Raw genomic sequence first — 26,078 nt, 5'->3', positions numbered from 1 at the left:
ATGAAGAAGAAGACATGGATCGCCACGGGCGTGGCCACGCTCGCGATCGCCGCGCTGCTCGCCTGGGCCTTCGCGCCGCGGCCGCTGGAGGTCGAGGTGGCCCCTGTCGCCGAAGGCCCGTTCGAGACCACCATCGAGGAGGACGGCAAGACGCGGCTGCGCGACCGCTACGTCGTCTCCGCGCCCCTGGCCGGCACGATCGGCCGCATCGCGCTGCGCGAGGGCGACGCGGTGAGCGCCGGCGACCTGCTCGCATCCATCGCGCCGGTGCTTCCGGCCATGCTCGACGAACGCACGAGACGCGAGCTGCTGCTGCGCGTCGACATCGCGAAAGCCCAGACGCAGCGTGTCGCGGCACGCATCGAGGGCGCCAAGGTGGCGCTGCAGCAGGCGCGCAACGAGCAGCAGCGCAGCGAGCAGCTGGCGGCACAGGGCTTCGTCTCGCCGACCAAGCTGGACACCGACCGCCTCGCGCTGCAGGCCGCGCAGAAGGACCTCGACGCCGCGAACGAGGAGGGCCGCATCGCCGCCTACGAGGTCGAGCAGTCGCGCGCTGCGCTGCTGGCCTCGACGCAGGCGAGCAACCCGCGCGTCTTCCCGGTGCGCGCGCCGGTGGCCGGCAGCGTGCTGAAGGTGGTGCAGGCCAGCGAAGGCGTGGTGGCGCTGGGGGCACCGCTGCTCGAGCTGGGCGACATCACGCGCCTCGAGGTGGTGGCCGAACTGCTCACCGCCGACGCGCTGCGCGCCCCGCCGGGCAGCACGGTGCGCATCGAGCGCTGGGGCGGCGAAGGCGTACTGCTCGGGCGCGTGCGGCGCGTCGAGCCTGCAGCCTTCACCAAGATCTCCGCGCTCGGCGTGGAGGAGCAGCGCGTGCGCGTGCTCATCGACCTGACCAGCCCGCCCGAACAGTGGCGCGCCCTCGGCGACGGTTTCCGCGTCGGCGTGCAGATCGTCACCCGCTCGATGGAAAGGGTGGTCAAGGTGCCGGTCAGCGCGGTGTTCCCGGTGCCCGAGGGCGAGGGCAGCATGGCGGTGTTCGTGCTCGACGGCGGTCGCGCCCGGCTCACCCCGGTGAAGGTGGGGGCGCGCAACGGCCAGGAGGCCTGGATCGAGTCGGGCCTGGCGCCCGGCGCGCAGGTGATCGTCTACCCGCCGGCGGCCACGCGCGACGGGCTGCGCGTCAAGCCGCGCAAGGTCTAGCCGGCCGGGCGCCAGGGCGCGGCCTGGCGATCGGGCCGACGACGCGCCAAGACCGCACGGCTGCGCGGGCGCGACGGCGCACCGACAATCGCACCATGAAATACCTGCACACCATGGTCCGCGTGACCGACCTCGACGCGTCGCTGCGCTTCTACTGCGACGCGCTGGGCCTCGAAGTGCTGCGCAAGCAGGACGTTCCGGGCGGCCGCTTCACCCTCGTCTTCCTCGCCGCGCCGGGGCAAAGCGAGGCCCAGGTCGAGCTGACGCACAACTGGGACCCGGAGGTCTACACCGGCGGGCGCAATTTCGGCCATCTGGCCTACGCGGTCGACGACATCTACGCCGCCTGCCGCCGGCTTCAGGAGCACGGCGTGACCATCAACCGCCCGCCACGCGACGGCCGCATGGCGTTCGTGCGCTCGCCCGACAACATCTCCATCGAGCTGCTGCAGGCCGGCCCCGCGCTGCCGCCGGCCGAGCCCTGGGCCTCGATGCCCAACAGCGGAACGTGGTGAACGCCGGCGCCGATTGGCCGCCGCACCGCACGGTGGCGCGGCTGCCCGGTTCGCTACCGATGGGCGGCGTGGTCGAGGACACGCCCATCCACGCCTTCGAGACGCCGGCGCCGCGGCTGGTGCTGGCGCCCGAGGCCGGCCTGGTGCCGACGCGACACGACATCGAGCTCGGCGGGCTGCTCGCCTTCGAGGTCCGCGATCTGCTGGCGGCTGCCGAGGCCGACGCGATCGTCGAGGCCAGCGAGCGCTTCGGCTACCGCGAGGAGGCGCCGGGCATCCAGACGCCGCCTGGCATGCGCATGAACAAGTCGGTGCACTGGGTGGCCGACCGCACGCTGCTCGGCCCGATGTTCGAGCGCATGGCGCACCTGCTGCCGCCGTCCATCGCCGGGCTGCGCCTGTACCCGCGCCTGTCCGAGCGGCTGAACATGTACCGCTACGACGACGGCGACGTCTTCAACCGCCACACCGACGGCGACTGGCCCGGCTTCGGCCTCAGCGACGACCGCCGCGAGATGGTGCAGTGGGCCGGGCTGCGCTCCTGCCTGACCATGCTGCTCTATCTGAACGGACCGGCCGACGGCGTGCAGGGCGGCCAGACGCGGCTGTACCGCCCCGACGGCAGCGCCCACGACGTCACCCCGGCCAAGGGCAGCGCGCTGTTCTTCCGCCACGGCTTCGGGCCGCACTCGGTGCTGCACGTCGGCTGCCCGGTGCATGGGCCGGTGCCCAAGTACGTGGCGCGCATCAACGTGATGTACGCACCGGGCTGACGCTCTCAGGCGGCCTTGTCGCCGCGCACCATGGCGATCACCTGGGCGGCGTCGAGCGTGCGGGCCTTCTCGCGCATCCGCGGCAGGTACTGCTTCTGCAGGGCCTGCGCCTCGCGCGTCATGCCGGCGTAGGCCTCCCGGAGCATCTGCGCCGAAAGCACCCGGCCGCCGGCGTAGTAGCGCCTGGCGACATGGCCCAGCGCGTAGGTGGCCGCGAAGCTCATGCCCGAGCTGACCGCCTGCCTGCCGAGGCCGCCGAGCAGCCCGCCGCCGACACGGCCGAGCAGCCCGCCGATCAGCTTGCGCCCGGCCTGCTCGAGGTACTGCGAGGTCAGGCCCACGCCGGCCGTGGCGAGAAAGTCCTTCACATGGCCGCTGTCGAGCGGGTAGCCGTAGGCCTGACCGATGCGGTAGACGAGGCGCATCTGCAGCGGAATGATCGCCATCGTCGACAGCGTCTCGGGCAGCAGCTCGAGCGCGCCGTTGAGAATGGCGGCGTCGAGGATGGCCTGGTCCAGCGCCGCCTCGTCGACCACGCGCTGCGGACCGGTCGCAGCGACCGGCGGCAGCACGTCGGCGCCCAGCGGCGCGGATGCCAGCGCCTCGGCCTGCTGCTGGAAGCGGCGCGCCGCCGCCGTGTCGAGCTGCAGCGCCCGCGACAGCTCGCCGAGGAAGTCACGCTCCGCGTCGGACTGCGTGCCGTCTGCATCGCAGACGCACACCGCCATCTCGTAGGCGAGCTGGCGTGATTCATCGTTGGCCAGCGCGGGCAGCACCGAGCCCAGCGTGACGCGCTTCATCAGCACGTCCTGGTAGAGCGTCGGCAGGTGCACGCCGTCGGCTTGCGACAAGCCCTCGGCGATGCGCTTGATCTCGGCGCGTTCTCGCTCGTGCTTGCTGCCGTCGGCAAACGCGGCCAGCAGGCTGACGGTGACGATGGCGCGGGTCTCGGTGTCGGTCATGTCATGCTCGGTCGAGGTTGCGGCTGGGCGCGGCCCGCCAGCCAGTGGGCGCCGCCGGCCAGCAGCAGCAGGAGCGCGAGGCCCAGTCCCCACAGCACCCAGATCACCGGCACCAGCCAGCCGACCAGGCTGCCGATCTCCGGCCAGCTGTCGCGCAGCCATTCGAGCGCGACGACGAGCGCCTGCTGCGCCGTCTGGAAGGCGGCTGCGTCGACCCAGGGTGCCAGCCAGGCGGGCAGCGGCCAGTCCGCCACGGCCCGGCCCAGGTCGACGGCAGCACCCGAAGCGAGCTGTCCCGCAGCCCATGTCGTGAGTTGCGCGGCGGCAAAGGCGCCGCCGGTCCACAAAGCGGCGAACACGCCGAACACGATCCAGACGAAGGATTTCATCGCGAGCCTCCTCGAGCCCGAACGCTTCAGAAACGGGATCGGCACAAAGGTTCCGGCGCGCCGACCGTCAGGCTCTCTTGCGGCCCGTCAATCCGTGGCGCCGCCCGAGCAGGGAAAGTCAGACCGGATGGTAGGGCCGCAGGTTCGGCGGCCGCCCGGGTCGCGACATCGACTGGAGGCCGACATGCAGAGTGCGGAAGGACGCGCGGAGGCACGGGCGCCGAACCGGCAGGGGTTGGATCGAGCCTCACCCGCCGCCCTCGCGCTGCTGGCGCTCGCCCTGGCCGCGCTTCTGGCCGGCTGTGGCGGAGGGGGTGACGGCGATGACGAGGCACCGCCGCCCTGGTCGGGCGTCACCATCACGGCGCCCACCGAGTCGGACGCCTATGCGACCGAGGCAACGGCGTTGATGCTGGGCGGCATCTCGTTCGTCCCCGCGACCTTCTCCTGTTCGCTGATCGGCGGCTCGCTCCCGGAAGGCTACCTCGTCAGCTGGCGCAACGCGGCCAATGGCGCCACGGGAGGCGGGCGGGCCAGCATCGCGTGACTTCCGTTCGTCGGCGTGTCATGGCATACGTTCTACGTGCCCTTGGCGATGGGATCCAACGCCATCACCGTGACCGTCACCTCTGCCGTCGACGACCGCAGCGGAAGCGACACCCTCACGGTGACGCGTGTGCCCGACACGACACCGCCCACGGTGAGCTCGATCGCCCCGGCAGCGGACGCAGCGTCGGTCGCGACGACGGCGGTGGTGGTCATCGGCTTCAGCGAGCCGGTCGACGCCGCCTCGCTCGACGCGGGCCACCTCAGCCTGCGCGACACCGCGACCTCCACGCTGGTCCCGGTGATGGTGTCCACGTCGGTGGATGGCCAGTGGGCGTCGATGACTCCGCTGTCACCGCTGAACGCAAGCACCGCCTACGAGGTGCGCGTGCAGAACGTGGCGGACCTGGCCGGCAATGTGATGGCGACCTCCTTCACGTCGCACTTCACGACGGCCAGCGTGGTCACCGATGCCACGCCACCGAGCGTCGTGGCCATCGACCCCGCGCAGGGCGCCCTCGGCGTGCCCGTCACGGCCGCGATCGAGGTGCAGTTCAGCGAACCGATCGATTTCGAAGGCCTCGACTTCGTGTTCAGGGTGTCCGACGCGGCGACGGGCGACGCCATCGCCGGGTCCGTCTCGGCGTTGAGCCCGGTGCCCGTGACCGTCACGTTCCGGCCGGTGTCGCCGCTGGTTCCCGGCACGGCGTACAAGGTGCAGGTCCTTGCCTCGGACCCGGCCGGCAACCCGATGCCGGCGCCGTTCATCTCGCAGTTCACGACCGCGCCCTGATGGCACCGGACGGGCGCCCGTGCGGCGCCCTCGCCACGGCCCGCGTGCCATCGGCCGACAATCGCGCTTTGAATGCCGCCGCCGGCGCATGAGCACCAACCCCGAGCGATGACCGACGACCCCCGACGCCGCAGCGCCGCTGCGGAACGCAACCGCGCGCCCATCCTGGCCGAGCTGCAGCGATGGCTGCCGGAGCGCGGCGTGCTGCTGGAGATCGCCAGCGGCACCGGGCAGCATGCCGCCTACTGCAGCGCCGGCCTGCCGGGCTGGCAATGGCTGCCCAGCGACTTCGACGCCGCGGCGCTGGCTTCGATTGGCGCCTGGTGCGACGGATTGGAGCGAGTGCGCGCGCCGCTGCGGCTGGACGTGCTGCAGCCCCAGTGGCCCGGCGTGCCGGCGCAGGTCGATGCCATCTTCTGCGCCAACATGATCCACATCGCGCCCTGGGCCTGTTGTGCGGGGTTGATGCGCGGCGCGGCGCGCCATCTGACGAGGGCGGGGCTGCTCATCACCTACGGACCCTATCTGGAAGACGACGTGCCGACATCGTCCGGCAACCTGGCCTTCGATGCGGACCTGCGCGCCTCCAACCCCGCATGGGGGCTTCGCCGCCGCGAAGACGTCGCGCACGAAGCGGCGCAGGCCGGCCTGGTGCTGCGTGAGCGCGTGGCGATGCCGGCCAACAACCTGCTGCTGGTGTGGGGCCGCAGCGGCAGGGTGTCGGCGTCGTCGCCTTGATCTCGACCTTCTGCCTGGTGCCCCGCGATGGCCGGCAGGCCGCCCGTCGACGGCATCGGCACCCGATCATGATCGGCCGCTCGCGATCGAGTGCCGATAATGCAGCCGTCAGGCCCCTTCCCGCCCCGCCTTGATGTCCCGCTCCACTGCGTCACCGGCGATCGTGCGCTATTGCAGCACGGCCGACGGGGTGCGCATCGCCTTCGAGCAGTTGGGCAGCGGCCCGCCGATCGTCAAGTCGGCCAACTGGATGTCGCACCTCGACGAGGACCGAGACAGCCCGCTGTGGCGGCACTGGCTCGACCTGCTCACCGACGGCCGGCAACTCACGCGCTTCGACGGACGCGGCTTCGGACTGTCGGAGCGCGAACCGGCGGAGCTCAGCTTCGACGGCATGGTGGCCGACATGGAATCGGTGGTCGATGCCGCACGGCTCGAGCGCTTCCCGATCCTCGGTTTCTGTCACGGCGGCCCGCTCGCCATCGCCTATGCCGCGAGGCATCCCGAGCGCGTCAGCGCGCTGCTGCTGTGCGGCACCTACGCGCAGGGGCGCGCCGTGCGCAACCCGTCGCCGCAGGACGCGGCCGAGCGCGAGTTGCTGTTGCAGCTGATCGCGCTCGGCTGGGGGCAGGACAGTCCGGCCTATCGCCAGGTGTTCGCCACCCGCGCCATCCCGCAGGCCAGCGGCGATGCCCTGTCGGCGTATTGCCACATCCAGCGTGCCTCGGCCACGCCCCAGCAGGCGCAGCGTCTGACGCGACTCTTCTGGCACATCGACGTCTCCGACCTGCTGCCGCAGCTGAGCTGCCCGGTGCTGGTGCTGCATGCACGGCGTGACGACCTCGTGCCCTTCGCTCAGGGCCAGCTGCTGGCCCAGCGCATTGCCGGCGCGCGCCTCGTCGCGCTGGACAGCGCCAACCACGACCTGATGGCCGACGAGCCGGCGTGGCCCGTGCTCGCCGAGGCCATGCGTTCGTTCCTCGCCGAGCATGCGGGGGCCGCGGTGCGGCGCGACGGTCGCGACCTCGCCGTACTCACGGCACGCGAGCGCGACGTGATCGAGCATGTCGCGCGGGGCCTCGACAACGAGGAGATCGCCGCCGCCTTGTACATGAGCGAGAAGACGGTGCGCAACCACGTGACGGCGATCTTCGCCAAGCTCGACTTCTCCAGCCGCGGCCGCCTCATCGTCTGGGCCCGCGACGCCGGGCTGGGCCGCGACCCGGCCTGACGCCCCGGGCCGCCCAGGCGCACCGCAAGGCGCCGAGCGGCGCCACCGACCGGGACAGGCGTCCCGCCTGCCGACCTGCAGATCGGGACGGATGCCTCATGACCGAGGCGGCGCAAGACCCTGCAATGGCCACCTGCGCGACACGCCCCTGTGTGCGCCACCCACCGCCAGGAGATGCCCATGACCCCCGACCAGATCGCGCTCGTGCAGACGAGCTTCGGCCGCCTCGCGACGCAGGCCGGCGCCGTGGCGCCACCGCAGCCCGCCGCAGCCTGACCCCGAACCCCACCCGCCGGAGAACGACATGCTCTTCATCGTCCACGCCCAGGATCGCCCGGGCAGCCAGGCCCTTCGCACCCGGGCGCGCGTGCCGCACCTCGAATTCGTCGCCAGCCGCACCCCGGCCTTCCGCTTCGGCGGCCCGCTGCTCGGCGACGACGGCAGGCCGCTGGGCAGCCTGATGATCCTCGACCTGCCCGACCGCGCCGCACTCGATGCGCACCTCGCGACCGACCCCTTCTTCAGCAGCGGACTGTTCCAGCGGGTGCAGGTCTGGCAGACCGCACAGGTCGTTCCCGAAGCCAAGCCCGGTGCACTGCAGGCCGAGATCGACGGCCAGCGCCGCAAGGCCGCAGCCAGCGCCTGAGACGGGTGGTGAACTGCGGCAGCGAGCTGACTGCAGCGCCGAGCGTTCCACGCCCCCTCCAAGTCCGGCTCAACCCGGGCCGAGCATGCGCGACGGGACAACCCAGGCGTCGAACTCGGCGGCACTGACGCCGCCGACCGTCAGTGCTGCCTCACGCAGGCTGAGACCGTTGGCCTGGGCATGTCTGGCGATCCGCGCAGCGCGGTCGTAGCCGAGGTGCGGCGCCAGCGCCGTGACCAGCATCAGCGAGCGGTCCAGCAGTAGCCGAACCCGCTCGGCATCGACTTCGAGGCCCTCGACACAATGGGTGGCGAAGCTGGCCATCGCGTCGCTCAGAAGGCCCATGCTGTCGAGCAGGTCGTGGGCGATCAGCGGCTTGCACACGTTCAACTCGAACTGGCCCTGGCTGGCGGCGATGCCGATCGCCAAGTCGTGGCCCATCACCTGCGCACAGACCATCGTCAAGGCCTCGACCTGGGTCGGATTGACCTTGCCGGGCATGATCGAGCTGCCCGGCTCGTTGGCGGGCAGGCGCAGTTCACCGATGCCGGCGCGTGGACCGCTGCCCATCAGCCGGATGTCGTTCGCGATTTTGTTGAGCGCTACCGCCAGGGTCCTGAGCGCGCCATGCAAGGTCACCAGCGGCTCGTGGCCGGCCATGGCCGCGAACAGGTTGTCGGCCACCACGAACGGCGCATCGAGGCGAGCGGCCAGCACCGCCGCCACGCGAGCGCCGAACTCGCGGTGCGTGTTCAGGCCCGTGCCGACGGCCGTGCCGCCAATGGCCAGCGCGTGCACGTCGGTCAGTGCTCGTCGCAGTGCCGACTCACCGAAGCCCAGCTGGGCGTCGTAGCCGCCGAATTCCTGACCGAGCGTGATCGGCGTCGCGTCTTGCAGGTGGGTCCGCCCGATCTTGACGATCTCCGCAAAGGCGGTCGCCTTGATTCGAATTGCCGCGCGCAGCCGTGCCAGCGCATTCAGCAACGGCCCAGCCGCACGCACCGCGGCCACGTGCATGGCAGTCGGGAACACGTCGTTCGACGACTGGCCCAGGTTGACGTCGTCGTTCGGATGCACTCGGCGAGTCCCGACCGATTCACCGCCGAGCGCATCCGACGCCAGCCTGGCGATGACCTCGTTGACGTTCATGTTGCTCTGCGTGCCCGAGCCGGTCTGCCAGACCGACAGCGGGAACTGTGCGGCGAACTCACCTGCGGCGATGCGAGCCGCGGCGGCGGCGATGGCGTCGGCCTTGGCGGGGTCCAGCAGGCCGAGATCGCGGTTGACCTCTGCGGCGGCGCGCTTGATCTCAGCCAGCGCCTGCACGATCTCGGGCGGCATGCGTTGCCGGCCAATCGCGAAGAACCGCCGGCTGCGCTCGGTCTGCGCCCCCCAGAGGGCATCGCCCGGCACCTCGATCGGCCCGAAGCTGTCGGTCTCGGTACGTGTCGGCATCATGGACCCCACGGACGAATCGCATGCACGTTCTGGCTGAGCCGAGGGGCCTGACCGCCGCAGGTTCAAGCGTTGTGCAAAGCCAGGTTCAAGCGATCGACCACCTCGGCCCAATCGGCGTCCATGACCAGGGACTCCCTCAGCAGACGGGCCTGGGCAGATGTCCAGAACGGCGCGTCCTCCAGGCGGACACCACCCGGCAACGGCGAGTGCTTCGCGATGAACGCGCGTATCGAATCGAGGTCGGAGCTCAGACCCAACTGGGCGAAGAGTTCGGGAAAGCGGTGGAAGGCCATTTCCATTGCATGCCTCCTTTCAGCGAGTCTCGAGTCGAAGGCCGACGGCAGGTCGCCGGGGCTGCAGGCGCGTCACATGGCTGCGCACCGCTCGGTCACGGCAACGGCCGGTATCCGTGCGAGTCGTTCACCCGCGGCTCGACCATGCGCATAGCCTACTCCTGCGGGGCAGTGTGGCGCGTGTCGATCGTGACCGAACCAGCATGCTGGAATGGTGTTCACGCGCCACGTCTCGTCGGCCATGAGGGCGGTCAGCTCGACGAGCCCGGGGAACGCCTCACGAAGCAACGGCGCCGTAGCACCGACAGCCAGTCGCAATCTCGTGGCGGCGGTCACAACCAATACGGCGGCCTACGAGACCCAGAAACCTCACACGTCGATGTTCGCCGCCCTCAGCGCATTCGTCTCGATGAAGTCCCTGCGCGGCTCCACCTCGTCGCCCATCAGCATGGTGAACACCCGGTCCGCCTCGATCGCGTCGTCGATCTGCACCTTCAACAGGCGGCGCACGTTCGGGTCCATGGTCGTCTCCCACAACTGCTCGGGGTTCATCTCGCCCAGGCCCTTGTAGCGTTGGCGGCCGACGGCGTTCTCGGCCTGGCCGATCAACCAGGCCATGGCCTGGCGGAAGTCGCCGACCTTGGCCTCCTTCAGCTTGTCGCCTTCGCCGCGGCTCACCACCGCTTCGCCGCTGACCAGGCCCTTGAAGGTCTTGCCCGCGGTGGACAGCGCCTCGTAGTCGGCGCCGTGGATGAAGTCGGCCGTGATCACGCTGCTCTTCACGTTGCCGTGCAGCATGCGGCTGATGCGCAGGTGGTGCTTGTCGGTGCGCGCGTCGAACTCGGCCACCACCTCGGCGTTGTGCAGCGCCTGCTGCAGCCCGGCTGCCGAGGCCTCGGCAGCCTCCAGCGTGTCGAGATTCAGCTCCAGGCCGTTGGCCATGGCGCGCAGGCCCTCCACGTCCATCCAGTTCGACAGGCGCTCCACCACGTTGTTCGCCAGCACGTACTGGCGTGCCAGCGTCTCCAGCGCATCGCCCTGCAGCACGGCCGCCCCCGGCACGCCAGTGTCGAGCTTCGCGTCCTTCAGCGCCACGCGCAGCAAGTAGGCGTCGAGCTCGTGGCCGTCCTTCAGGTACTGCTCCTCCTTGCCCAGCTTGACCTTGTACAGCGGCGGCTGCGCGATGTAGATGTGGCCGCGCTCCACCAGCTCCGGCATCTGCCGGTAGAAGAAGGTCAGCAGCAAGGTGCGGATGTGGGCGCCGTCCACGTCGGCGTCGGTCATGATGATGATGCGGTGGTAGCGCAGCTTGTCGACATTGAAGTCCTCGGTGCCGATGCCCGTGCCCAGCGCCGTGATCAGGGTGAGGATGGCGTCGCTGGACAACAGCTTCTCGTAGCGCGCCTTCTCGACGTTGAGGATCTTGCCGCGCAGCGGCAGGATCGCCTGGAACTTGCGATCGCGGCCCTGCTTGGCGGAGCCGCCGGCGGAGTCGCCCTCGACGATGTAGATCTCGCACAGCGCCGGGTCCTTCTCCTGGCAGTCGGCCAGCTTGCCGGGCAGGCCCATGCCGTCGAGCACGCCCTTGCGGCGCGTCATCTCGCGCGCCTTGCGGGCCGCCTCGCGGGCCCGCGCAGCCTCGACGATCTTGCCACAGATGATCTTCGCGTCGATCGGGTTCTCGAGCAGGTAATCGGTCAGCGCCTTGCTCACCACCTCCTCCACCGGGCCGCGCACCTCGCTGGAGACGAGTTTGTCCTTCGTCTGGCTGCTGAACTTCGGCTCGGGCACCTTCACCGAGAGCACGCAGCACAGACCTTCGCGCATGTCATCGCCGCTGACCTCGACCTTGGCCTTCTTGGCCAGCTCGTTGTCCTCGATGTACTTGTTGATGACACGCGTCATCGCCGCGCGCAGGCCGGTCAGGTGCGTGCCGCCGTCGCGCTGCGGGATGTTGTTGGTGAAGCACAGCACCGTCTCGCTGTAGCCATCGTTCCACTGCATCGCCACTTCGCTGGTGATCATGCTGCCGTGCTCGGTCTTCTTCTCGCCGACGGCATGGAACACGGTCTGGTGCAGCACCTTCTTGCCGGTGTTGATGAAGTCGACGAAGCCCTTCACGCCGCCGACGAAGGCGAAGTTGTCCTCCTTGTTGTTGCGCTCGTCGACGAGGCGGATCTTCACGCCGTTGTTCAGGAAACTGAGCTCGCGCAGCCGCTTGCTGAGGATCTCGTAGTGGAAGTCGATGTTCTCGAAGATCTCGTCGTCGGGCAGGAAGTGCACCTCGGTGCCACGCTTCTCGGTGTCGCCGGTGATCTTCATCGGGCTGATTTCGAAGCCGTCGCGATGCTCGACGACGCGGTCCTGCGGAATGCCCTTGCGGAATTCGATGAAGTGCATCTTGCCGTCGCGGCGAACCGTCAGGCGCAGCCACTTCGACAGCGCGTTCACGCAGCTCACGCCCACGCCGTGCAGGCCGCCGGAGACCTTGTAGCTGTTCTGGTTGAACTTGCCCCCGGCGTGCAGCTCGGTCAGCGCGATCTCGGCGGCACTGCGCTTGGGCTCGTGCTTGTCGTCCATCTTCACGCCGGTGGGGATGCCGCGGCCATTGTCGATGACGGAGATCGAGTTGTCGGTGTGGATGGTCACGACGATGTCGTCGCAGTAGCCTGCCAGCGCCTCGTCGATCGAGTTGTCGACGACCTCGAAGACCAGGTGGTGCAGCCCGGTACCGTCGGAAGTGTCGCCGATGTACATGCCAGGACGCTTTCGCACGGCCTCCAGGCCTTCGAGGATCTGGATGCTGCCCTCGCCATAGGCCTCGTTCGGCTTCTGCGCGCTGTCGGGGGTACTCGGGGTGTCGCTCATGGGGAACTCTTCTCTCTGTCAGGGGTGGCCGGCGCGGACTCGCAGGGCCCCCTATGAAACGCTGAAGCGGGCCGAAGCCCGCTCGATCCGGCCGCTGTCGTCGCGCCCGCTCAGATGCGCATGGGCATCACCACGTACTTGAAGCCGGCCTGCTCGGGCACGGTGATCAGCGCGCTCGAGTTGGTATCCTGCAACTCGATCTTCACCATCTCCTGGCTCATGTTGGTGAGTGCGTCGATCAGGTAGGTGACGTTGAAGCCGATCTCGATGGCATCGCCGTTGTAGTCGATCTCCAGCTCTTCCTTGGCCTCTTCCTGCTCGGCGTTGCTCGACGCGATGCGCAGCGTGCCTGGCTCGATGTTGACGCGCACGCCCTTGAACTTCTCGCTGGTCAGGATGGCGGCGCGCTGCAGGCTGGCCAGCAGCGGCGCACGTCCCAGCGTCACGGCATTCTTGTGGTTCTTCGGGATCACGCGGTTGTAGTCGGGGAACTTTCCCTCGACCAGCTTGCTGACGAACTCCATGCCGCTGAACACGAACTTGGCCTGGTTGCCCGCGAAGCGCATCTCGATCGCGGTGTCCTCGTCCTTGAGCAGGCGTTGCAGTTCGAGCACCGTCTTGCGCGGCAGGATGACCTCCTGCTTGGGAATCTCGACGTCGAGGGTGGCCTGCGCCAGCGCCAGGCGGTGGCCATCGGTGGCCACCAGCGTGAGGCTCTTGCCTTCGGCGACGAACAGGATGCCGTTGAGGTAGTAGCGGATGTCGTGCACCGCCATCGCGAAGTGCACCTGGTTGATGAGCAACTTCAGCGTCTTCTGCGGCACGCTGAACATGGGTCCGAAGTCGGCCGCTTCCTGCACCAGCGGAAAGTCGTCGCTGGGAAGGGTCTGCAGCGTGAAGCGACTCTTGCCGCCCTGCAGCGTCAGCTTGTTCTGGTTGGCGCTGAGGCTGACGGTCTGGTCGGCCGGCATGGAACGCAGGATGTCGATCAGCTTGCGTGCACCGACGGTGGTGGCGAAGCTTCCGCTGTCGCCATCGAGCTCGGCCATGGTACGCACCTGGATCTCCAGGTCGCTGGTGGTGAGTTCGACTTGACTGCCGTTCTTGCGGATCAGCACGTTGGCCAGGATGGGCAGCGTGTGACGCCGCTCGACGATGCCTGCCACCGCCTGCAGTGCTACCAGCACCTTTTCCTGCGTTGCCTTCAAGACAATCATGTCAACCTCTTGATGTAGTCGTCTTAGTAGAGGACAGCGGTCTTTGTGGAGAACCGCATTTTCCCCTTTTCCTTCAACCGCTTAGCGCTCCGCAAACTCTGTGTGCCGGATGACCGCGAATGCACGCGCGGAGGCGAACAACTTTGCCGCGAGAGGCCCGGCTGTGGACAGCTTCCCGGTTGTTCCAGAACTGTCCCCAGGTTTGTCCATCTGCACTGTCAGCCCTTGAGCGTCTGCTCCAGCACGTGCAGCTGCTGGTTCAGTTCGCTGTTCTTCTGCCGCTCTCCGGCGATCTTGCGCACCGCGTGCAGCACGGTGGTGTGATCGCGCCCGCCGAACAGCTCGCCAATCTCGGGCAGGCTCTTCTGCGTCATCTCCTTGGCCAGGTACATGGCGATCTGGCGCGGACGCGCGATGCTGGCCGGGCGCTTCTTGCTGTACATGTCGGCCACCTTGATCTTGTAGAAGTCGGCGACCGTCTTTTGGATGTTCTCCACGCCGATCTGGCGGTTCTGGATCGACAGCAGGTCCTTCAGCGCTTCGCGTGCCAGGCCGATGTTTATCTCCTTCTGGCTGAAGCGCGAATAGGCCAGGATCTTGCGAAGCGCGCCTTCGAGCTCGCGCACGTTGGCACGCACGTTCTTGGCGACGAAGAAGGCCACGTCCTCCGGCATCGGCGAGCCTTCCTGCTCGGCCTTGCGCATCAGGATGGCCACGCGCATCTCCAGCTCGGGCGGCTCGATGGCCACCGTCAAGCCGGCGTCGAAGCGGGAGGTCAGCCGCTCGTCGATGTCCACCAGCCCCTTGGGGTAGGTGTCGCTGGTCATGATGATGTGCGCCTTCTTGGCCAACAGCGCCTCGAATGCGTTGAAGAACTCTTCCTGGGTGCGCTCCTTGCCTGCGAAGAACTGCACGTCGTCGATCAGCAGCAGGTCGAGCTGGTGGTACTTGGCCTTCAGCTCGTCGAAGGTCTTGCGCTGGTAGTTCCGCACCACGTCGGTGATGAACTGCTCGGCGTGCAGGTAGAGGATGCGTGCGTCCGGACGGTCTGCCAGCAATGCGTTGCCCACGGCATGGATCAGATGGGTTTTGCCCAAGCCCACGCCACCGTAGATGAACAGCGGGTTGTACATCTGCCCCGGAGCGCCGGCGACATGCAGCGCAGCGGTGCGTGCCATCTGGTTGGCGCGGCCAGGCACCAGGGTGTCGAAGGTGAGTTGCGGATTCAGGCGGCTGCGCGAACCGGAAGACGGGCTCGTCGCCGCTGCCTTGGTCGGCAACCCCGCCTCGCCGTGCGGCCTGCCGCCGTTGAAGGCCTGCGCCAGGGGCTGCGGTCCGGAGGGTGCACGCGCGGGCATGCCTGCCGGCACGTCGCGCGGCGCCAAGGTGATGTCCAGCCGAACCGGCTTGCCCGCCAGTTCGCTGAGCACCGATTCGATCCGGCCGGCGTACTGGTTGCGGATCCAGTCGAGCTTGAAGCGATTCGGCACGCGCAGCGTCACGACCGCCCCGCCACTGGCGTCATCGCTGACGTCGGCGGCCGGCAAGGGTCGGATCCAGGTGTTGAATTGCTGCTCTGGCAGTTCGGCCGCGAGTTTCTCGCAGCCACGCTGCCACAGGTCTGCCGCCATGTTGTGGAAAAGTTCTTCTCGGAGCCGCCGCATTCTACCCCTTGCAGCCATCTGCGCCAGAGGTTATCCACAGATTCGCCGAAGCGCCGAATCAGGCATGCCCAAGCCGGGGAAGAGGCCAACTCGTTGACCGGCAATGGTTTTTTTGCTGTAATCGGCGGTTCCCCGGAGCGCGCCTCGAACCGCCTCGGGTCCTGGCCCCGCGGAGCGCAGCCGCAGCGGGCATCTCCCCCGAACTGCATCGCTGGACCGATCATGAAACGCACTTACCAAGCCTCGAAAGTCCGCCGCGCCCGCACGCACGGCTTCCTCGTTCGCATGAAGACCCGCGGTGGCCGCGCGGTCATCAATGCACGTCGCGCCAAGGGCCGCAAGCGTCTGGCCGTCTGAGGACGCCGGCCACCGCAACCCGGGCAGCGCGCGCATCCGCCGCGTCGTGATCGGCCGCATCGTGCGCTCTGCCGACTTTGAGCGCGTGCTGCGTTGCCCGCCGAAAGCGCGCACGGCCCACTTCGCCGTGCACCATCTGCGCGGAGTGCCCACCTTGCCTTTGCGTCCGCAGGCCAAGCGCGAAAGCGGAAAGTTGTCAACAGGCGAAGTCCCCCTTTCCGAATCCCCTGTGGATGACTCCATTTCAGGTGGCTTGGCAGTCAGCCCGACGCGTTGGCTCGGTATGGTCATTCCCAAGCGCCATGCGCGGCGCTCGGTCACCCGCACGCTGCTGAAGCGGCAGATCCGTGCAGCGGTCGGTGGTGCCGAAGGCCTGCTCGCCGAGGGCTTGTGGGTCGTGCGCCTGCGCTCACCCTTCGATCGCCAGTCCTTTCCGTCGGCCGGCTCCGCGGCGTTGGCCAGCGCCGCCGGCATGGAGTTGGCGGCGCTGATGCAGCAGGCCGCGGCCTGAGGGCGCTCGCCATGCCGCCGACCTCGATTCGCTGGAGTCGTCTGCCGCAGCGCCTGCTGATCGGGCTGGTGCGAGCCTACCGGCTGGTCCTGAGCCCCTGGCTGGGCAGCAACTGCCGCTTCGAGCCCACCTGCTCGGCCTATTCGCTGGAGGCGCTGCAGCGTCATGGCGCTGCCGCTGGCACCTACCTCACCGCGGCGCGCGTGCTGCGCTGCCATCCCTGGTGCGACGGCGGCTTCGACCCGGTGCCGCACCAGCCGCCCTCCTTGTTTCGCCGCTTCGTGACCGACGAGCCGGCGCCGTCTTCCCCCTTGTCCGACAAGACCTCCCCATGACCGACTTCCGTCGCACCCTGCTGTGGGTGGTGTTCTCGATGTCACTCGTCCTGATCTGGGACGCTTGGCAGCGCCACAACGGCCAGCCTTCGCTTTTCGGACCTGCTCCTGCGGCGAAGCCGGTCGCGGCCGGGGCTTCGGCAGCGCCGGGGGCGGTGCCGACCCCGACGACGACACCGGTCGCCGCCGCGGCTGCACCCGCGACGGCGCCCGCCGCAGCGGCCTCCGCCCCCGTGGCCAAGCAGGTCACCGTGAGCACCGACCTGGTGAAGGCGACGCTCGACAGCAAGGGTGGCGCGCTGGTCCGCCTCGAACTGCTCAAGCAGGTCGATCAGAACGACCGCACCAAGAACGTCGTGCTGTTCGACCAGTCGGCCAAGCGCCTGTACGTCGCCCAGAGCGGACTGATCCCGCCCGCGGGCGGCGCCGGACTGCCCAACCACCACACGGTGATGGAGCTGGTGCCGGGAGATCTGGAACTGCGCGAGGGCAGCAACGAGCTGCAGGTGCGCTTCGAGTCGCCCGAACTCGGCGGCGTGAAGCTGGCGAAGATCTATACCTTCCGCCGGGGTGACTACGTGATCGGCGTGCGCCACGAGGTGGTGAACAACTCGGGCGCCAACGTGAGCCCGCGCCTGTACCTGCAGCTGGTGCGCGACGGCAATCCGCCGGAGGGCGAATCGAGCTTCTACTTCACCTTCACCGGCCCGGCGGTGTACACCGATGCGAGCAAGTTCCAGAAGGTCGACTTCAAGAGCATCGAGAAGCGTCAGGCCGGCGACAAGCCCGATCACGCCACCACCGGCGACAACGGCTGGGTGGCGATGGTGCAGCACTACTTCGCCTCGGCCTGGCTGCCCGACAACGGCAGCGGCGCCAAGCTGCCGCGCGAGTTCTACACCGGCAAGGTCGAGGCCAACACCTACTCGGTGGGCATGTTCTTGCCGGTCGGCGAAGTCGGTGCCGGCACGACCAAGGCCTTCGACGCACAGCTGTTTGCCGGTCCGCAGGAGGAGAACAGGCTGGCCGCGCTGGCGCCGGGCCTGGAGCTGGTGAAGGACTACGGCTGGTTCACCATCCTCGCCAAGCCGCTGTTCTGGCTGCTCACGCAGCTGCACGGACTGCTGGGCAACTGGGGCTGGGCGATCGTCGCGTTGGTGGTGCTGCTGAAGGTCGCTTTCTACTGGCTCAATGCCAGCGCCTACCGCTCGATGGCGAAGATGAAGGCGATCAACCCGCGCGTGATGGAGATGCGCGAGCGCCTGAAGGACAAACCGCAGCAGATGCAGCAGGAGATGATGCGCATCTACCGCGAGGAGAAGGTCAACCCGCTGGGCGGCTGCCTGCCGATCGTGGCGCAGATGCCCTTCTTCATCGCGCTGTACTGGGTGCTGCTGTCCAGCGTCGAGATGCGCAACGCGCCGTGGATCGGCTGGATCAAGGACCTGTCGGCGATCGACCCGTTCTTCATCCTGCCGCTGCTGATGACCGGCACCAGCTTGCTGCAGACCTGGCTGAATCCGACGCCGCCGGACCCGGTGCAGGCCAAGATGATGTGGATCATGCCGCTCATCTTCTCGGTGATGTTCTTCTTCTTCCCGGCCGGCCTGGTGCTGTACTGGCTGACGAACAACATCCTCTCGATCGCGCAGCAGTACGTCATCAACAAGCGCCTCGGTGTGCTCGGCAAGTGACGCGAGGAATTTCGTGACGCATTCGCGCTAGGGGGCCGGCCCCCTCGCCTGGGGGCTTGCTGCGGCCGGCATGCAGGCCGACCATGGGCACCAAGGAAGCGATTCCATAGGTTCCATGCGGGGCAGACCCGGTACAGCACGAAGGCGTGCACCGGCCGGCTCGGGCAGTGCAACGGACCGGTGCCCTCAGGCCGGACGCCGCTACCCCCCGCGCCAATCGAGGGCGGTGCGTCGTCTGCATGACGGCGCACCGCCCTTCGTCCTTGCGCGGCCTCGCTGCGCCAGAATCGAACCATGCTCCCCCGTCATGCCGATCCCATCGTGGCCGTGGCCACTGCGCCCGGCCGCGGAGCGGTGGGCATCGTGCGGGTCTCCGGCAAGGCCCTGGAGCCGCTGATCGAGGCGGTTTGCGGGCGCTCGCTCGCGCCGCGGGTCGCGACCTACCTGACCTTCCTGGCGGCCGACGGATCGACGCTCGACCAGGGCCTGGCGATCCATTTCCCCGCGCCGCAGTCCTACACCGGCGAGTCGGTGCTCGAACTGCAGGCCCATGGCGGGCCGGTGCTGCTGCAGCTGCTGCTGGCACGCTGTCTGGAGGCAGCGTCCGAGGCCCGGCGAGACCGCCGGCCGCGACTGCCCGGCCTGCGCCTGGCCGGTCCGGGTGAGTTCACCGAACGCGCGTTCCTCAACGGCAAGCTTGATCTCGCGCAGGCGGAGGCTGTCAGCGACTTGATCGAGGCGAGCACCGAATCGGCGGCGCGCTCCGCCGGCCGGTCGCTCAGCGGCGCGTTCTCGAAGCAGGTGAACGCGCTGCGCGACCAGCTGGTCGAGTTGCGCATGCTGGTCGAGGCCACGCTCGACTTTCCCGAGGAAGAGATCGATTTCCTTGAGAAGGCCGACGCACGCGGTCGCCTCGACCGCGCCTGCATGGCGCTCGACGAGGTGCTGGAGCGCGCACGCAGCGGTGCGCTGCTGCGCGAGGGCATCAAGGTCGTGCTCGCCGGCCAGCCCAACGTGGGCAAGAGTTCGCTGCTCAATGCCCTGGCCGGCGCCGAGCTGGCGATCGTCACGCCGATCCCGGGCACCACGCGCGACAAGGTCAGCGAGACGATCCAGATCCATGGCGTGCCGGTGCACGTGATCGACACCGCGGGCCTGCGCGACCCGAACGAGTCCGCCGACGAAGTGGAGCGCATCGGCATCGCGCGCAGCTGGGCCGAGATCGCCGGCGCCGACGCGGTGCTGTTCCTGCGCGACCTGACGCGCCTCGGCGACCCCGACTACGACGAAGGCGACCGCCGCATCGCGCACGACTGGCCGCAAGGACTCGCCGGGTCGGGTCGCCTGCTCGAGGTCTTCAACAAGGCCGACGCCGCGAGGGCGCTGCCCGAGGACGCAGCGCTGGTCATCTCGGCGCGCAGCGGCCAGGGGCTGGAGGCGCTGCGCGAGCGGCTGCTCGAGCTGGCCGGCTGGCATGCGCAGCCCGAGGGGGTGTTCATCGCGCGCTCTCGGCACGTGCAGGCCCTGCGCCGCACGCGCGAACATCTCGAACAGGCGCAGATGCTGGCCGCGCAGCGCGACGCCGCGCTCGACCTGCTTGCGGAGGAACTGCGCCTTGCGCACGACGCGCTCGGTGAGATCACAGGCGCCTTCACCTCGGACGACCTGCTCGGCGAGATCTTCAGCCGCTTCTGTATCGGGAAGTAAAGGCCTCGCCGCCGGCGACCGGCGGTGGCCCAATGGCGACGGGCGGGCGCCGCGCCGCACGCCTACGGGTTGAGGCTGGTGCGCGCCCCGCCGATAATTCGCAGCAAGAAGCCGATCCCGGCCCGCTGCACACAAGGAAGACGATGGACATCGCCCCGCTGGTCCAGGCCATGCAAACGCTCAACGCCGAGGACGCGTTCCGCCCGCGCCTCACGCTGGACCAATGGCGCGTCATCGCGCCGTTCCTGACCCGGCACGAGATCCGTGCCGGCGACCTGCTCATCAAGCAAGGCGATGCCGACCGTTCCATGTACATGCTCGCGCAGGGTTCGTTGCAGGTGTTCGTCACCGGCGGGCCGCCGGGCAGCAACCGCATTGCCATCCTGCGCGCAGGCTCGGTGGTCGGTGAGCCGGGGCTGTTCAACGACGGGCCGCGCATGGCCAACGTCGAAGCCATGACCCCCTGCGAGGTGTGGGCGCTGCGCGGCCCGCGACTGGAGGAGATGGCGCAGCGTCTGCCCGCGCTGGCGCTGGAGATCCTGCGCGCCGCCGGCAACGTGATGGCCGTGCGCATGCGCGCCAATCTCGCCAAGCAGACGCCGTTCACCTGACGCGCTGGACGACAGACGAAATGGGCCCGCACGTGCGGGCCCTTCTCTTTGGCGCGGCACAGGCCGCCGACGCTCAATGGCCCTCGAAGGAGACCAGCGTGTACACGGCGAGCCCGGCTGCGCGCAGCTTGTCCGAGCCGTGCAGCTCGGGCAGATCGACGATGGCCGCGCCTTCGATCACTGTCGCGCCCAGCCGCTCGAGCAACCGCATGCCGGCCATCATCGTGCCGCCGGTGGCGATGAGGTCGTCGATCAGCAGCACGCGGTCACCCGGGGCGACCGCGTCGGTGTGCATCTCCACCGTGGCCGAGCCGTACTCCAGTTCGTAGGTTTCCTCGACGGTGGCGAAGGGCAGCTTGCCCTTCTTGCGGATGGGCACGAAGCCGACGTTCAGTTCATAGGCGAGCACCGAGCCGATGATGAAGCCGCGTGCGTCGAGGCCGGCGATCGCACTCGGCCGCAGATCGAAGTAGCGGTGCACGAACTGGTCGATGAGCACGCGGAACACGCGCGGGCTGGACAGCAGCGGCGTGATGTCGCGGAACTGTATGCCTGAGGCCGGCCAGTCCGGCACGGTGCGGATATGACGCTTGATGTACTCGGCGGGCGTCTGCTCGGGCAAGTCGGTGGGGGGCACGGCGGGCTCCGGCGGATGACGGCGCCGCGCATTGTGGGCCCAAGCCGGCAGCGCGACTAGGTGCGGCCGAGGAGCTTGCCTTCGGCCAGCGCCAGAGGCTCGGGCAGGCCCGAGAGCACCAGCGTATCGCCGGGTCCGAGCACCATCGCCTCGTCGGGCTTGCTGACGGCGCCGCTGGCGCGCCGCACGGAGACCACCGTCACGCCCACCGCATGCAGGGCCTGGTTGGCAAGCGTCTGCCCGACGCTGGCTGCCGCCGCCGGCAGCGTCACGCTGTGCAGCCGCGCCGTCTGCAGGTCGTCCACCGTGTCGTCGTCGGCACCGTGGAAGTAGCCGCGCAGCAGGCCGTAGCGCGCGTCGCGCTGGTCCTGGACGACGCGGATCACTCGCCGCATCGGCACGCCCACCAGTGCCAGCGCATGGCTGGCCAGCATCAGCGAGCCCTCGATCGCCTCGGGCACCACCTCGGTGGCACCGGCCGCACGCAGCTTCTCCATCTCGCTGTCGTCGATCGTGCGCACGATCACCGGCACCTTGGGGGCGTGTTCCTGGACGAGGTGCAGGATCTTCAGCGCCGAGGCAGTGTCCTGGTAGCTCACCACCACCGCGCTGGCACGCGCCAGGCCAGCGGCCATCAGGCTCTGCAGGCGCGCGGCGTCGCCGAACACCACGCTCTGGCCGGCGGCGGCGGCCTGGCGCACGCGGTCGGGGTCGAGGTCCAGCGCCATGTAGGGGATGCGCTCGCCCTCGAGGATGCGCGCCAGGTTCTGGCCGCTTCGCCCGTAGCCGGCGATGATGACGTGCGCCGCTGTGTTGATCGAGCGCTTGGCGATCGTGGTCATCGCCACCGACTGCATCAGCCAGTCGGTCGCCGACAGCTTCATGACGATGCGGTTGCTGTACATCACCAGCAGCGGTGTGGCCATCATCGACAGCACCATGCTCGCCAGCACCGGGCTCAGCCACTGCGGATCGATGAGCCTGTTCGCGGCGCCCAGCGTCAGCAGCACGAAGCCGAACTCGCCGGCCTGGGCGAGGTAAAGGCCTGTGCGCAGCGCGGTTCCGGGCGCGGCACCGAACAACCGCGCCAGCGCGGCGACGAGCACGAACTTCGCCGTTACCGGGCCGAGCGACAGCAGCAGCACCAGAGCCCATTGGTCCAGCACCGGCCGCCAGTCGAGCTTCATGCCGATGGTGATGAAGAACAGCCCTAGCAACACGTCGTGGAACGGCCGGATGTCCGTCTCCACCTGGTGCTTGTATTCGGTCTCGGCCACCAGCATGCCGGCGACGAAGGCGCCCAGTGCGAGCGAGAGTCCGAAGTGTTCAGTCAGCCAGGCCAGGCCCAGCGTGATCAGCAGCAGGTTGAGGACGAACAGCTCCTCGCTCTTGCGCCGCGCCACCAGCGTCAGCCACCAACGCATCACCCGCTGCCCGCCGACGAGCAGCACGGCGAGCAGGGCGATCGCCTTCAGCGCGGCGAAGCCCAGCGAGACCGCCATGTCCGCCCCGCCCGAGTTCAGTGCCGGGATGAGCACCAGCAGGGGCACCACGGCCAGGTCCTGGAACAGCAGCACACCCATCACGCGGCGGCCGTGCTCGCTCTCCAGCTCGAGGCGGTCGGCCATCAGCTTCACGACGATGGCCGTGCTCGACATCGCCATCGCGCTGCCCAGCACGATAGCGCCCTGCCAGGACAGCTCCCAGGGCCGCGGGCCGAAGGAGAACAGCCACAGCAGCAGGTAGTGCCCTGCCACCGAGCCGACGATGGTCAGCACGACCTGCGCGAGGCCCAGCCCGAACACCAGCTTGCGCATGCTCTTCAGCTTGGGCAGGTTGAACTCCAGCCCGATGACGAACATGAGGAAGACGACGCCGAACTCGGCAAGGTACTGGACTCCGGCCGAGTCCTTGGCCAGCGCAGTGGCGTTGGGGCCGATGAGCACGCCCACCACCAGGTAGCCGAGCATCGGCGGCAACCGCGCCAGCCGGCAGGCGACCACGCCGGTGACCGCAGCCACCAGGTAGAGCAGGACGAGTTCGAGCGTGGAGGCCATGCGCGCGGGAAGGGGGATGGGCCGATGCTACTGGACGCATGACGCTGGGCTAGACTGCGGCGGCCATGCCGCAGACCGCAATCAACCCGGCGATCGAGTTCCCGCCCGAGCTGCTGCTCGGTGCTCAGGGCGTGCGCGTGGCGATCTTCGATGTCGACGGCGTGCTCACCGACGGGCGAATCTACGTCGGCGAGCAGGGCGAGGCCTTCAAGGCCTTCAGCACGCTCGACGGCCATGGCCTGAAGCTGCTCGCGCAGGGGGGCATCGTGCCGGTGGTGATCACCGGGCGCGACTCGCCGGCGGTACGCCGGCGTGTCGCCGACCTCGGTATCGTGCATGCGGTGTACGGCGCCGGCGACAAGCTTGCCGCCGCGATGCCGGTGCTGGCGACGCTGGGCGTGGGCTGGGACGCCGTGGCGGCGATGGGCGACGACTGGCCCGACCTGCCGCTGATGACGCGCGCCGCCTTCGCCTGTGCACCGGCGGGCGCGCATGCCGAGGTGCGTGCGATCGCCCACCATGTGACGCGCGCCGAGGGCGGCCATGGCGCGGCGCGCGAGTGCTGCGACCTGCTGCTCGCTGCGGCCGGCCGCTACGCGGAGCTGCTGCGCGGGCACCTCGTGACCCTGGATGGTGGTCGGTGACCGACACGCTCGAAGACCTGGCGGCACTCGCGCCGGCACCGGCAACCGACCGGCGCCGCTTGCGCCTGCCATGGCACCTGCGCCTGATGGAGGCCAGCACTGCCTACCTGCCGGTGTTGCTGATGGGGACGCTTGCCCTGGGCACGTGGTGGCTGGCGACCGTGGCGCCGCGACCCGAGGCGGAGCCCGTGACGGCGCCGCCGCGCCACGAGCCCGACTACACCATGCAGCGCTTCGCCGTGCAGCGCTTCGCCATCGACGGCCGCCTGCGCGTGCAGATCGAGGGCACGGAACTGCGCCACTATCCCGACACCGACACGCTGGAGATCGAGAGCCCGCGCATTCGTGCCATCGGCCCCGATGGACATGTCACCGTGGCCTCGGCGCTGCGCGCGCTGTCCAATGGCGACGGCAGCGAAGTGCAGCTGTTCGGATCGGCTCAGGTGGTGCGCGAGGCCGACTCGCCACGCGACGTGGTCGAGTTCCGCAGCGAGTTCCTGCATGCCTTCCTGAACACCGAGCGGGTTCGCTCGCACTTGCCGGTGCAGGTGCGCCAGGGCAGCACCGAGCTGCGTGCCGACGGCATGGAGTACGACAACCTTGCCCGCGTCGTCGAGCTGAAGGGGCGGCAGCGCGCCACCTTCAGCGTGCGTGCAAGACCCGGCGAACCGTGAGGCGCGATGAACACCGCCCCGCTCGTCTTCATCACCGGCGCCTCCAGCGGCATTGGCCAGGCCTTGGCCGTGCGCTTCCGCCGCGCCGGCTACCGGCTCGCGCTGGTGGCGCGCCGCGAGGCGGAAGTGCGCGCCTGGGTGCAGGCGCAGGGTTGCAGCGGGGCCGAGGCCGGCGTCTACGTCGCCGACGTCCGCGACCTCGCGGCGATCGAGGCCGCGGGCCGCGCCTGCATCGCGGCCCAGGGCGTGCCCGAGGTGGTGATCGCCAACGCCGGCATCAGCGTGGGCTTCGACACCGAGATCTTCGACGATCTCGAGGTGATGCGGGCGACCTACGAGACGAACGTGATCGGCGTGGCCGCCACCTTCCACCCCTTCATGCGCGCGATGCGCCAGCGCCGCGGCGGCACGCTGGTGGGCATCGCCAGCGTGGCCGGCATCCGCGGCCTGCCCGGCCATGGTGCCTACTGCTCGAGTAAGTCCGCGGTGATCAGCTACTGCGAGAGCCTGCGCGGCGAACTGCGCGGCGACGGGGTGCGCGTGGTCACGCTGCTGCCGGGGTACATCGATACGCCGCTGACACGACAGAACCGCTACAGCATGCCCTTCCTGCTGACGGCCGACGACTTTGCCGAGCGTGCCTATCGGACCATCGCCGCGGGCACGAGCTACCGCGTGATTCCCTGGCAGATGGGGGTGGTGGCGAAGCTGCTGCGCTTGCTGCCGAACGCGCTGTTCGACCGCGTACTGTCCGGCCGGCCTCGCAAGCACCGGCAAGGCGGGTGACGCCCTCGCGCCGGCGGCTGGTCTGGCGCGATCGACCGAAGCCAAACCGTCCGCATTCGACCCGTTCGAGTCCGGGGCATGAAAAAAGGCGGCGTGCCTTCGCACCCGCCCCTTCTCGGTGAAACGGAGTTCGGCTCAGTAGCCGCCGCGGCTGCCGCCACCGCCACCACCGTAGCCGCCGCCGGAGCGGCCACCGCCACCGCCGCCGTAGCCGCCGCCACCGGAGCGGCCACCGCCACCACCGCCGTAGCCGCCACCACCGCCACCGCCGCCGTAGCCGCCGCCACCGGAGCGGCCACCGCCGCCGTAGCCGCCGCCACCGCCGAAGCCGCCGCGGCCGCCGCCACCGAAGCCGCCCGGGCGCTCCTCGCGCGGGCGGGCCTCGTTGACCACCAGGGCACGGCCCTGCAGCGGTTGGCCGTTCATCCCGTTGATGGCAGATTGCGCCTCGGCATCCGAGCCCATCTCGACGAAGCCGAAGCCCTTCGAGCGACCGGTGTCGCGATCCATCATGACCTTCGCGGACGTCACCGTACCGAACTGCGAGAACGACTGCTGAAGATCTTCGTCGCGGATCGAATAGGCGAGATTACCGACGTAGAGTTTGTTGCCCATGGGTGAGCCCCTTTCCATTTCCTACAGACCATGTGGAGCTTCTACCCATCGTGAACCATTCAAGCGAAGGCGCCGCGTCCATACACAGACTGGCGAATATAAGTGAACTGCGCAAAAGTGCGCACCGAGACGAGCGAGAAAGTGTTGTTTTCGGGCT

Annotated in this window: 27 protein-coding genes; 17 read left to right on the top strand and 10 right to left on the bottom strand. The window is 69.0% G+C overall.

From position 1 onward, the window contains the following. The 3 genes from Q0599_RS05500 (at position 1) to Q0599_RS05490 (ending at position 2,488) form a co-directional block, all read left to right on the top strand. Positions 1-1,200: an HlyD family efflux transporter periplasmic adaptor subunit gene (locus Q0599_RS05500; protein ID WP_298826790.1), complete on the top strand. Its 1,200-nt coding sequence runs from the start codon at positions 1-3 to the stop codon at positions 1,198-1,200. 95 nt (positions 1,201-1,295) lie between these two features. Continuing rightward, complete coding sequence (locus Q0599_RS05495) at positions 1,296-1,715, top strand: VOC family protein (protein WP_298826787.1); 420 nt, start codon at positions 1,296-1,298, stop codon at positions 1,713-1,715. Then, the gene (locus tag Q0599_RS05490; protein WP_298826784.1) at positions 1,712-2,488 is read left to right on the top strand and encodes a 2OG-Fe(II) oxygenase; all 777 of its coding nucleotides are present in this window, start codon (positions 1,712-1,714) and stop codon (positions 2,486-2,488) included. Before Q0599_RS05495 ends, Q0599_RS05490 begins: the two co-directional genes overlap by 4 nt. A gap of 5 nt (positions 2,489-2,493) precedes the next feature. On the opposite strand, the gene Q0599_RS05485 is transcribed toward Q0599_RS05490, so the two are convergent. Together Q0599_RS05485 and Q0599_RS05480 are read right to left on the bottom strand one after the other, a co-directional pair. Next, positions 2,494-3,450, bottom strand: a complete 957-nt coding sequence (locus Q0599_RS05485) for a YcjF family protein (protein ID WP_367180904.1) — start codon at positions 3,448-3,450, stop codon at positions 2,494-2,496. Beyond that, the gene (locus tag Q0599_RS05480) at positions 3,447-3,839 is read right to left on the bottom strand and encodes a hypothetical protein (protein ID WP_298826779.1); all 393 of its coding nucleotides are present in this window, start codon (positions 3,837-3,839) and stop codon (positions 3,447-3,449) included. The genes Q0599_RS05485 and Q0599_RS05480 overlap by 4 nt, the downstream gene beginning before the upstream one ends. A 184-nt stretch (positions 3,840-4,023) precedes the next feature. On the opposite strand from Q0599_RS05480, the gene Q0599_RS05475 reads away from it, so the two are divergent. The 5 genes from Q0599_RS05475 (at position 4,024) to Q0599_RS05455 (ending at position 7,793) form a co-directional block, all read left to right on the top strand. After that, positions 4,024-4,386, top strand: coding sequence for a hypothetical protein (locus tag Q0599_RS05475; protein ID WP_298826777.1), 363 nt, complete (start codon positions 4,024-4,026; stop codon positions 4,384-4,386). 15 nt (positions 4,387-4,401) lie between these two features. Continuing rightward, a complete protein-coding gene (locus Q0599_RS05470; protein WP_298826773.1) occupies positions 4,402-5,178 on the top strand; it encodes an Ig-like domain-containing protein in 777 nt (258 codons plus the stop codon). A gap of 108 nt (positions 5,179-5,286) precedes the next feature. Further along, entirely contained in the window at positions 5,287-5,916 is a 630-nt protein-coding gene (locus Q0599_RS05465) for a DUF938 domain-containing protein (protein ID WP_298826770.1), read from the top strand. 133 nt (positions 5,917-6,049) lie between these two features. Then, on the top strand, positions 6,050-7,147 hold the full coding sequence (locus Q0599_RS05460; protein WP_298826767.1) for an alpha/beta fold hydrolase: 1,098 nt from the start codon (positions 6,050-6,052) through the stop codon (positions 7,145-7,147). Positions 7,148-7,451: 304 nt separating this feature from the next. After that, on the top strand, positions 7,452-7,793 hold the full coding sequence (locus Q0599_RS05455; protein WP_298826766.1) for a YciI family protein: 342 nt from the start codon (positions 7,452-7,454) through the stop codon (positions 7,791-7,793). A 69-nt stretch (positions 7,794-7,862) separates the two neighbouring features. On the opposite strand, the gene fumC is transcribed toward Q0599_RS05455, so the two are convergent. The 5 genes from fumC to dnaA all read right to left on the bottom strand — a co-directional run bounded on the left by fumC (position 7,863) and on the right by dnaA (position 15,260). Continuing rightward, positions 7,863-9,248 (bottom strand): class II fumarate hydratase, encoded by a 1,386-nt coding sequence (gene fumC / locus Q0599_RS05450; protein WP_298826832.1) that lies wholly within the window; start codon positions 9,246-9,248, stop codon positions 7,863-7,865. Positions 9,249-9,313: 65 nt separating this feature from the next. After that, positions 9,314-9,550, bottom strand: a complete 237-nt coding sequence (locus Q0599_RS05445; RefSeq protein WP_298826763.1) for a DUF2789 domain-containing protein — start codon at positions 9,548-9,550, stop codon at positions 9,314-9,316. Between the two features lie 363 nt (positions 9,551-9,913). Next, complete coding sequence (gyrB, locus tag Q0599_RS05440) at positions 9,914-12,412, bottom strand: DNA topoisomerase (ATP-hydrolyzing) subunit B (protein ID WP_298826760.1); 2,499 nt, start codon at positions 12,410-12,412, stop codon at positions 9,914-9,916. 110 nt (positions 12,413-12,522) lie between these two features. Beyond that, positions 12,523-13,629: a DNA polymerase III subunit beta gene (dnaN, locus tag Q0599_RS05435; RefSeq protein ID WP_298826757.1), complete on the bottom strand. Its 1,107-nt coding sequence runs from the start codon at positions 13,627-13,629 to the stop codon at positions 12,523-12,525. 218 nt (positions 13,630-13,847) lie between these two features. Continuing rightward, positions 13,848-15,260 (bottom strand): chromosomal replication initiator protein DnaA, encoded by a 1,413-nt coding sequence (dnaA, locus tag Q0599_RS05430; RefSeq protein ID WP_298826754.1) that lies wholly within the window; start codon positions 15,258-15,260, stop codon positions 13,848-13,850. A 255-nt stretch (positions 15,261-15,515) separates the two neighbouring features. On the opposite strand from dnaA, the gene rpmH reads away from it, so the two are divergent. The 6 genes from rpmH (at position 15,516) to Q0599_RS05400 (ending at position 20,508) form a co-directional block, all read left to right on the top strand. Next, on the top strand, positions 15,516-15,650 hold the full coding sequence (gene rpmH / locus Q0599_RS05425; protein ID WP_007834827.1) for a 50S ribosomal protein L34: 135 nt from the start codon (positions 15,516-15,518) through the stop codon (positions 15,648-15,650). Positions 15,651-15,696: 46 nt separating this feature from the next. Then, positions 15,697-16,161 (top strand): ribonuclease P protein component, encoded by a 465-nt coding sequence (locus tag Q0599_RS05420; protein ID WP_298826750.1) that lies wholly within the window; start codon positions 15,697-15,699, stop codon positions 16,159-16,161. A gap of 41 nt (positions 16,162-16,202) precedes the next feature. Then, entirely contained in the window at positions 16,203-16,496 is a 294-nt protein-coding gene (gene yidD / locus Q0599_RS05415; protein ID WP_298826829.1) for a membrane protein insertion efficiency factor YidD, read from the top strand. Then, positions 16,493-18,190, top strand: a complete 1,698-nt coding sequence (yidC, locus tag Q0599_RS05410; RefSeq protein WP_298826745.1) for a membrane protein insertase YidC — start codon at positions 16,493-16,495, stop codon at positions 18,188-18,190. Before yidD ends, yidC begins: the two co-directional genes overlap by 4 nt. A gap of 294 nt (positions 18,191-18,484) precedes the next feature. Continuing rightward, positions 18,485-19,897, top strand: coding sequence for a tRNA uridine-5-carboxymethylaminomethyl(34) synthesis GTPase MnmE (gene mnmE / locus Q0599_RS05405; protein ID WP_298826742.1), 1,413 nt, complete (start codon positions 18,485-18,487; stop codon positions 19,895-19,897). A gap of 143 nt (positions 19,898-20,040) precedes the next feature. Next, on the top strand, positions 20,041-20,508 hold the full coding sequence (locus Q0599_RS05400) for a cyclic nucleotide-binding domain-containing protein (protein WP_298826739.1): 468 nt from the start codon (positions 20,041-20,043) through the stop codon (positions 20,506-20,508). Between the two features lie 73 nt (positions 20,509-20,581). Here the strand turns inward: Q0599_RS05400 and Q0599_RS05395 are convergent, their stop codons facing one another. Both Q0599_RS05395 and Q0599_RS05390 read right to left on the bottom strand, forming a co-directional pair. Continuing rightward, complete coding sequence (locus Q0599_RS05395) at positions 20,582-21,130, bottom strand: adenine phosphoribosyltransferase (RefSeq protein ID WP_298826826.1); 549 nt, start codon at positions 21,128-21,130, stop codon at positions 20,582-20,584. Positions 21,131-21,201: 71 nt separating this feature from the next. Continuing rightward, positions 21,202-23,202 carry a monovalent cation:proton antiporter family protein gene (locus tag Q0599_RS05390; protein WP_298826737.1) on the bottom strand — a complete coding sequence of 667 codons (2,001 nt, stop codon included), beginning with the start codon at positions 23,200-23,202 and terminating at the stop codon, positions 21,202-21,204. A 65-nt stretch (positions 23,203-23,267) separates the two neighbouring features. Between Q0599_RS05390 and Q0599_RS05385 the strand changes: the two genes are divergently transcribed. From Q0599_RS05385 to Q0599_RS05375, 3 genes are read left to right on the top strand one after another with little or no spacing between them, the layout of a single operon-like run. Continuing rightward, positions 23,268-23,846 (top strand): HAD family hydrolase, encoded by a 579-nt coding sequence (locus tag Q0599_RS05385; protein WP_298826735.1) that lies wholly within the window; start codon positions 23,268-23,270, stop codon positions 23,844-23,846. Next, entirely contained in the window at positions 23,843-24,520 is a 678-nt protein-coding gene (gene lptC, locus Q0599_RS05380; RefSeq protein WP_367180903.1) for an LPS export ABC transporter periplasmic protein LptC, read from the top strand. Before Q0599_RS05385 ends, lptC begins: the two co-directional genes overlap by 4 nt. Positions 24,521-24,526: 6 nt before the next feature. Beyond that, on the top strand, positions 24,527-25,306 hold the full coding sequence (locus Q0599_RS05375; RefSeq protein ID WP_298826733.1) for an SDR family oxidoreductase: 780 nt from the start codon (positions 24,527-24,529) through the stop codon (positions 25,304-25,306). A gap of 135 nt (positions 25,307-25,441) precedes the next feature. Here Q0599_RS05375 and Q0599_RS05370 read toward each other — a convergent pair whose 3' ends face one another. Next, on the bottom strand, positions 25,442-25,921 hold the full coding sequence (locus Q0599_RS05370; RefSeq protein WP_298826730.1) for an RNA-binding protein: 480 nt from the start codon (positions 25,919-25,921) through the stop codon (positions 25,442-25,444). Positions 25,922-26,078: the final 157 nt, after the last annotated feature.

The organism is uncultured Piscinibacter sp. (genome assembly GCF_937952055.1).
In the GTDB taxonomy this organism is placed as follows: Bacteria; Pseudomonadota; Gammaproteobacteria; order Burkholderiales; family Burkholderiaceae_C; genus Piscinibacter.
Note: the sequence above shows the minus strand (reverse complement) of the source record. Positions and strands in the feature narration are given on the sequence as shown.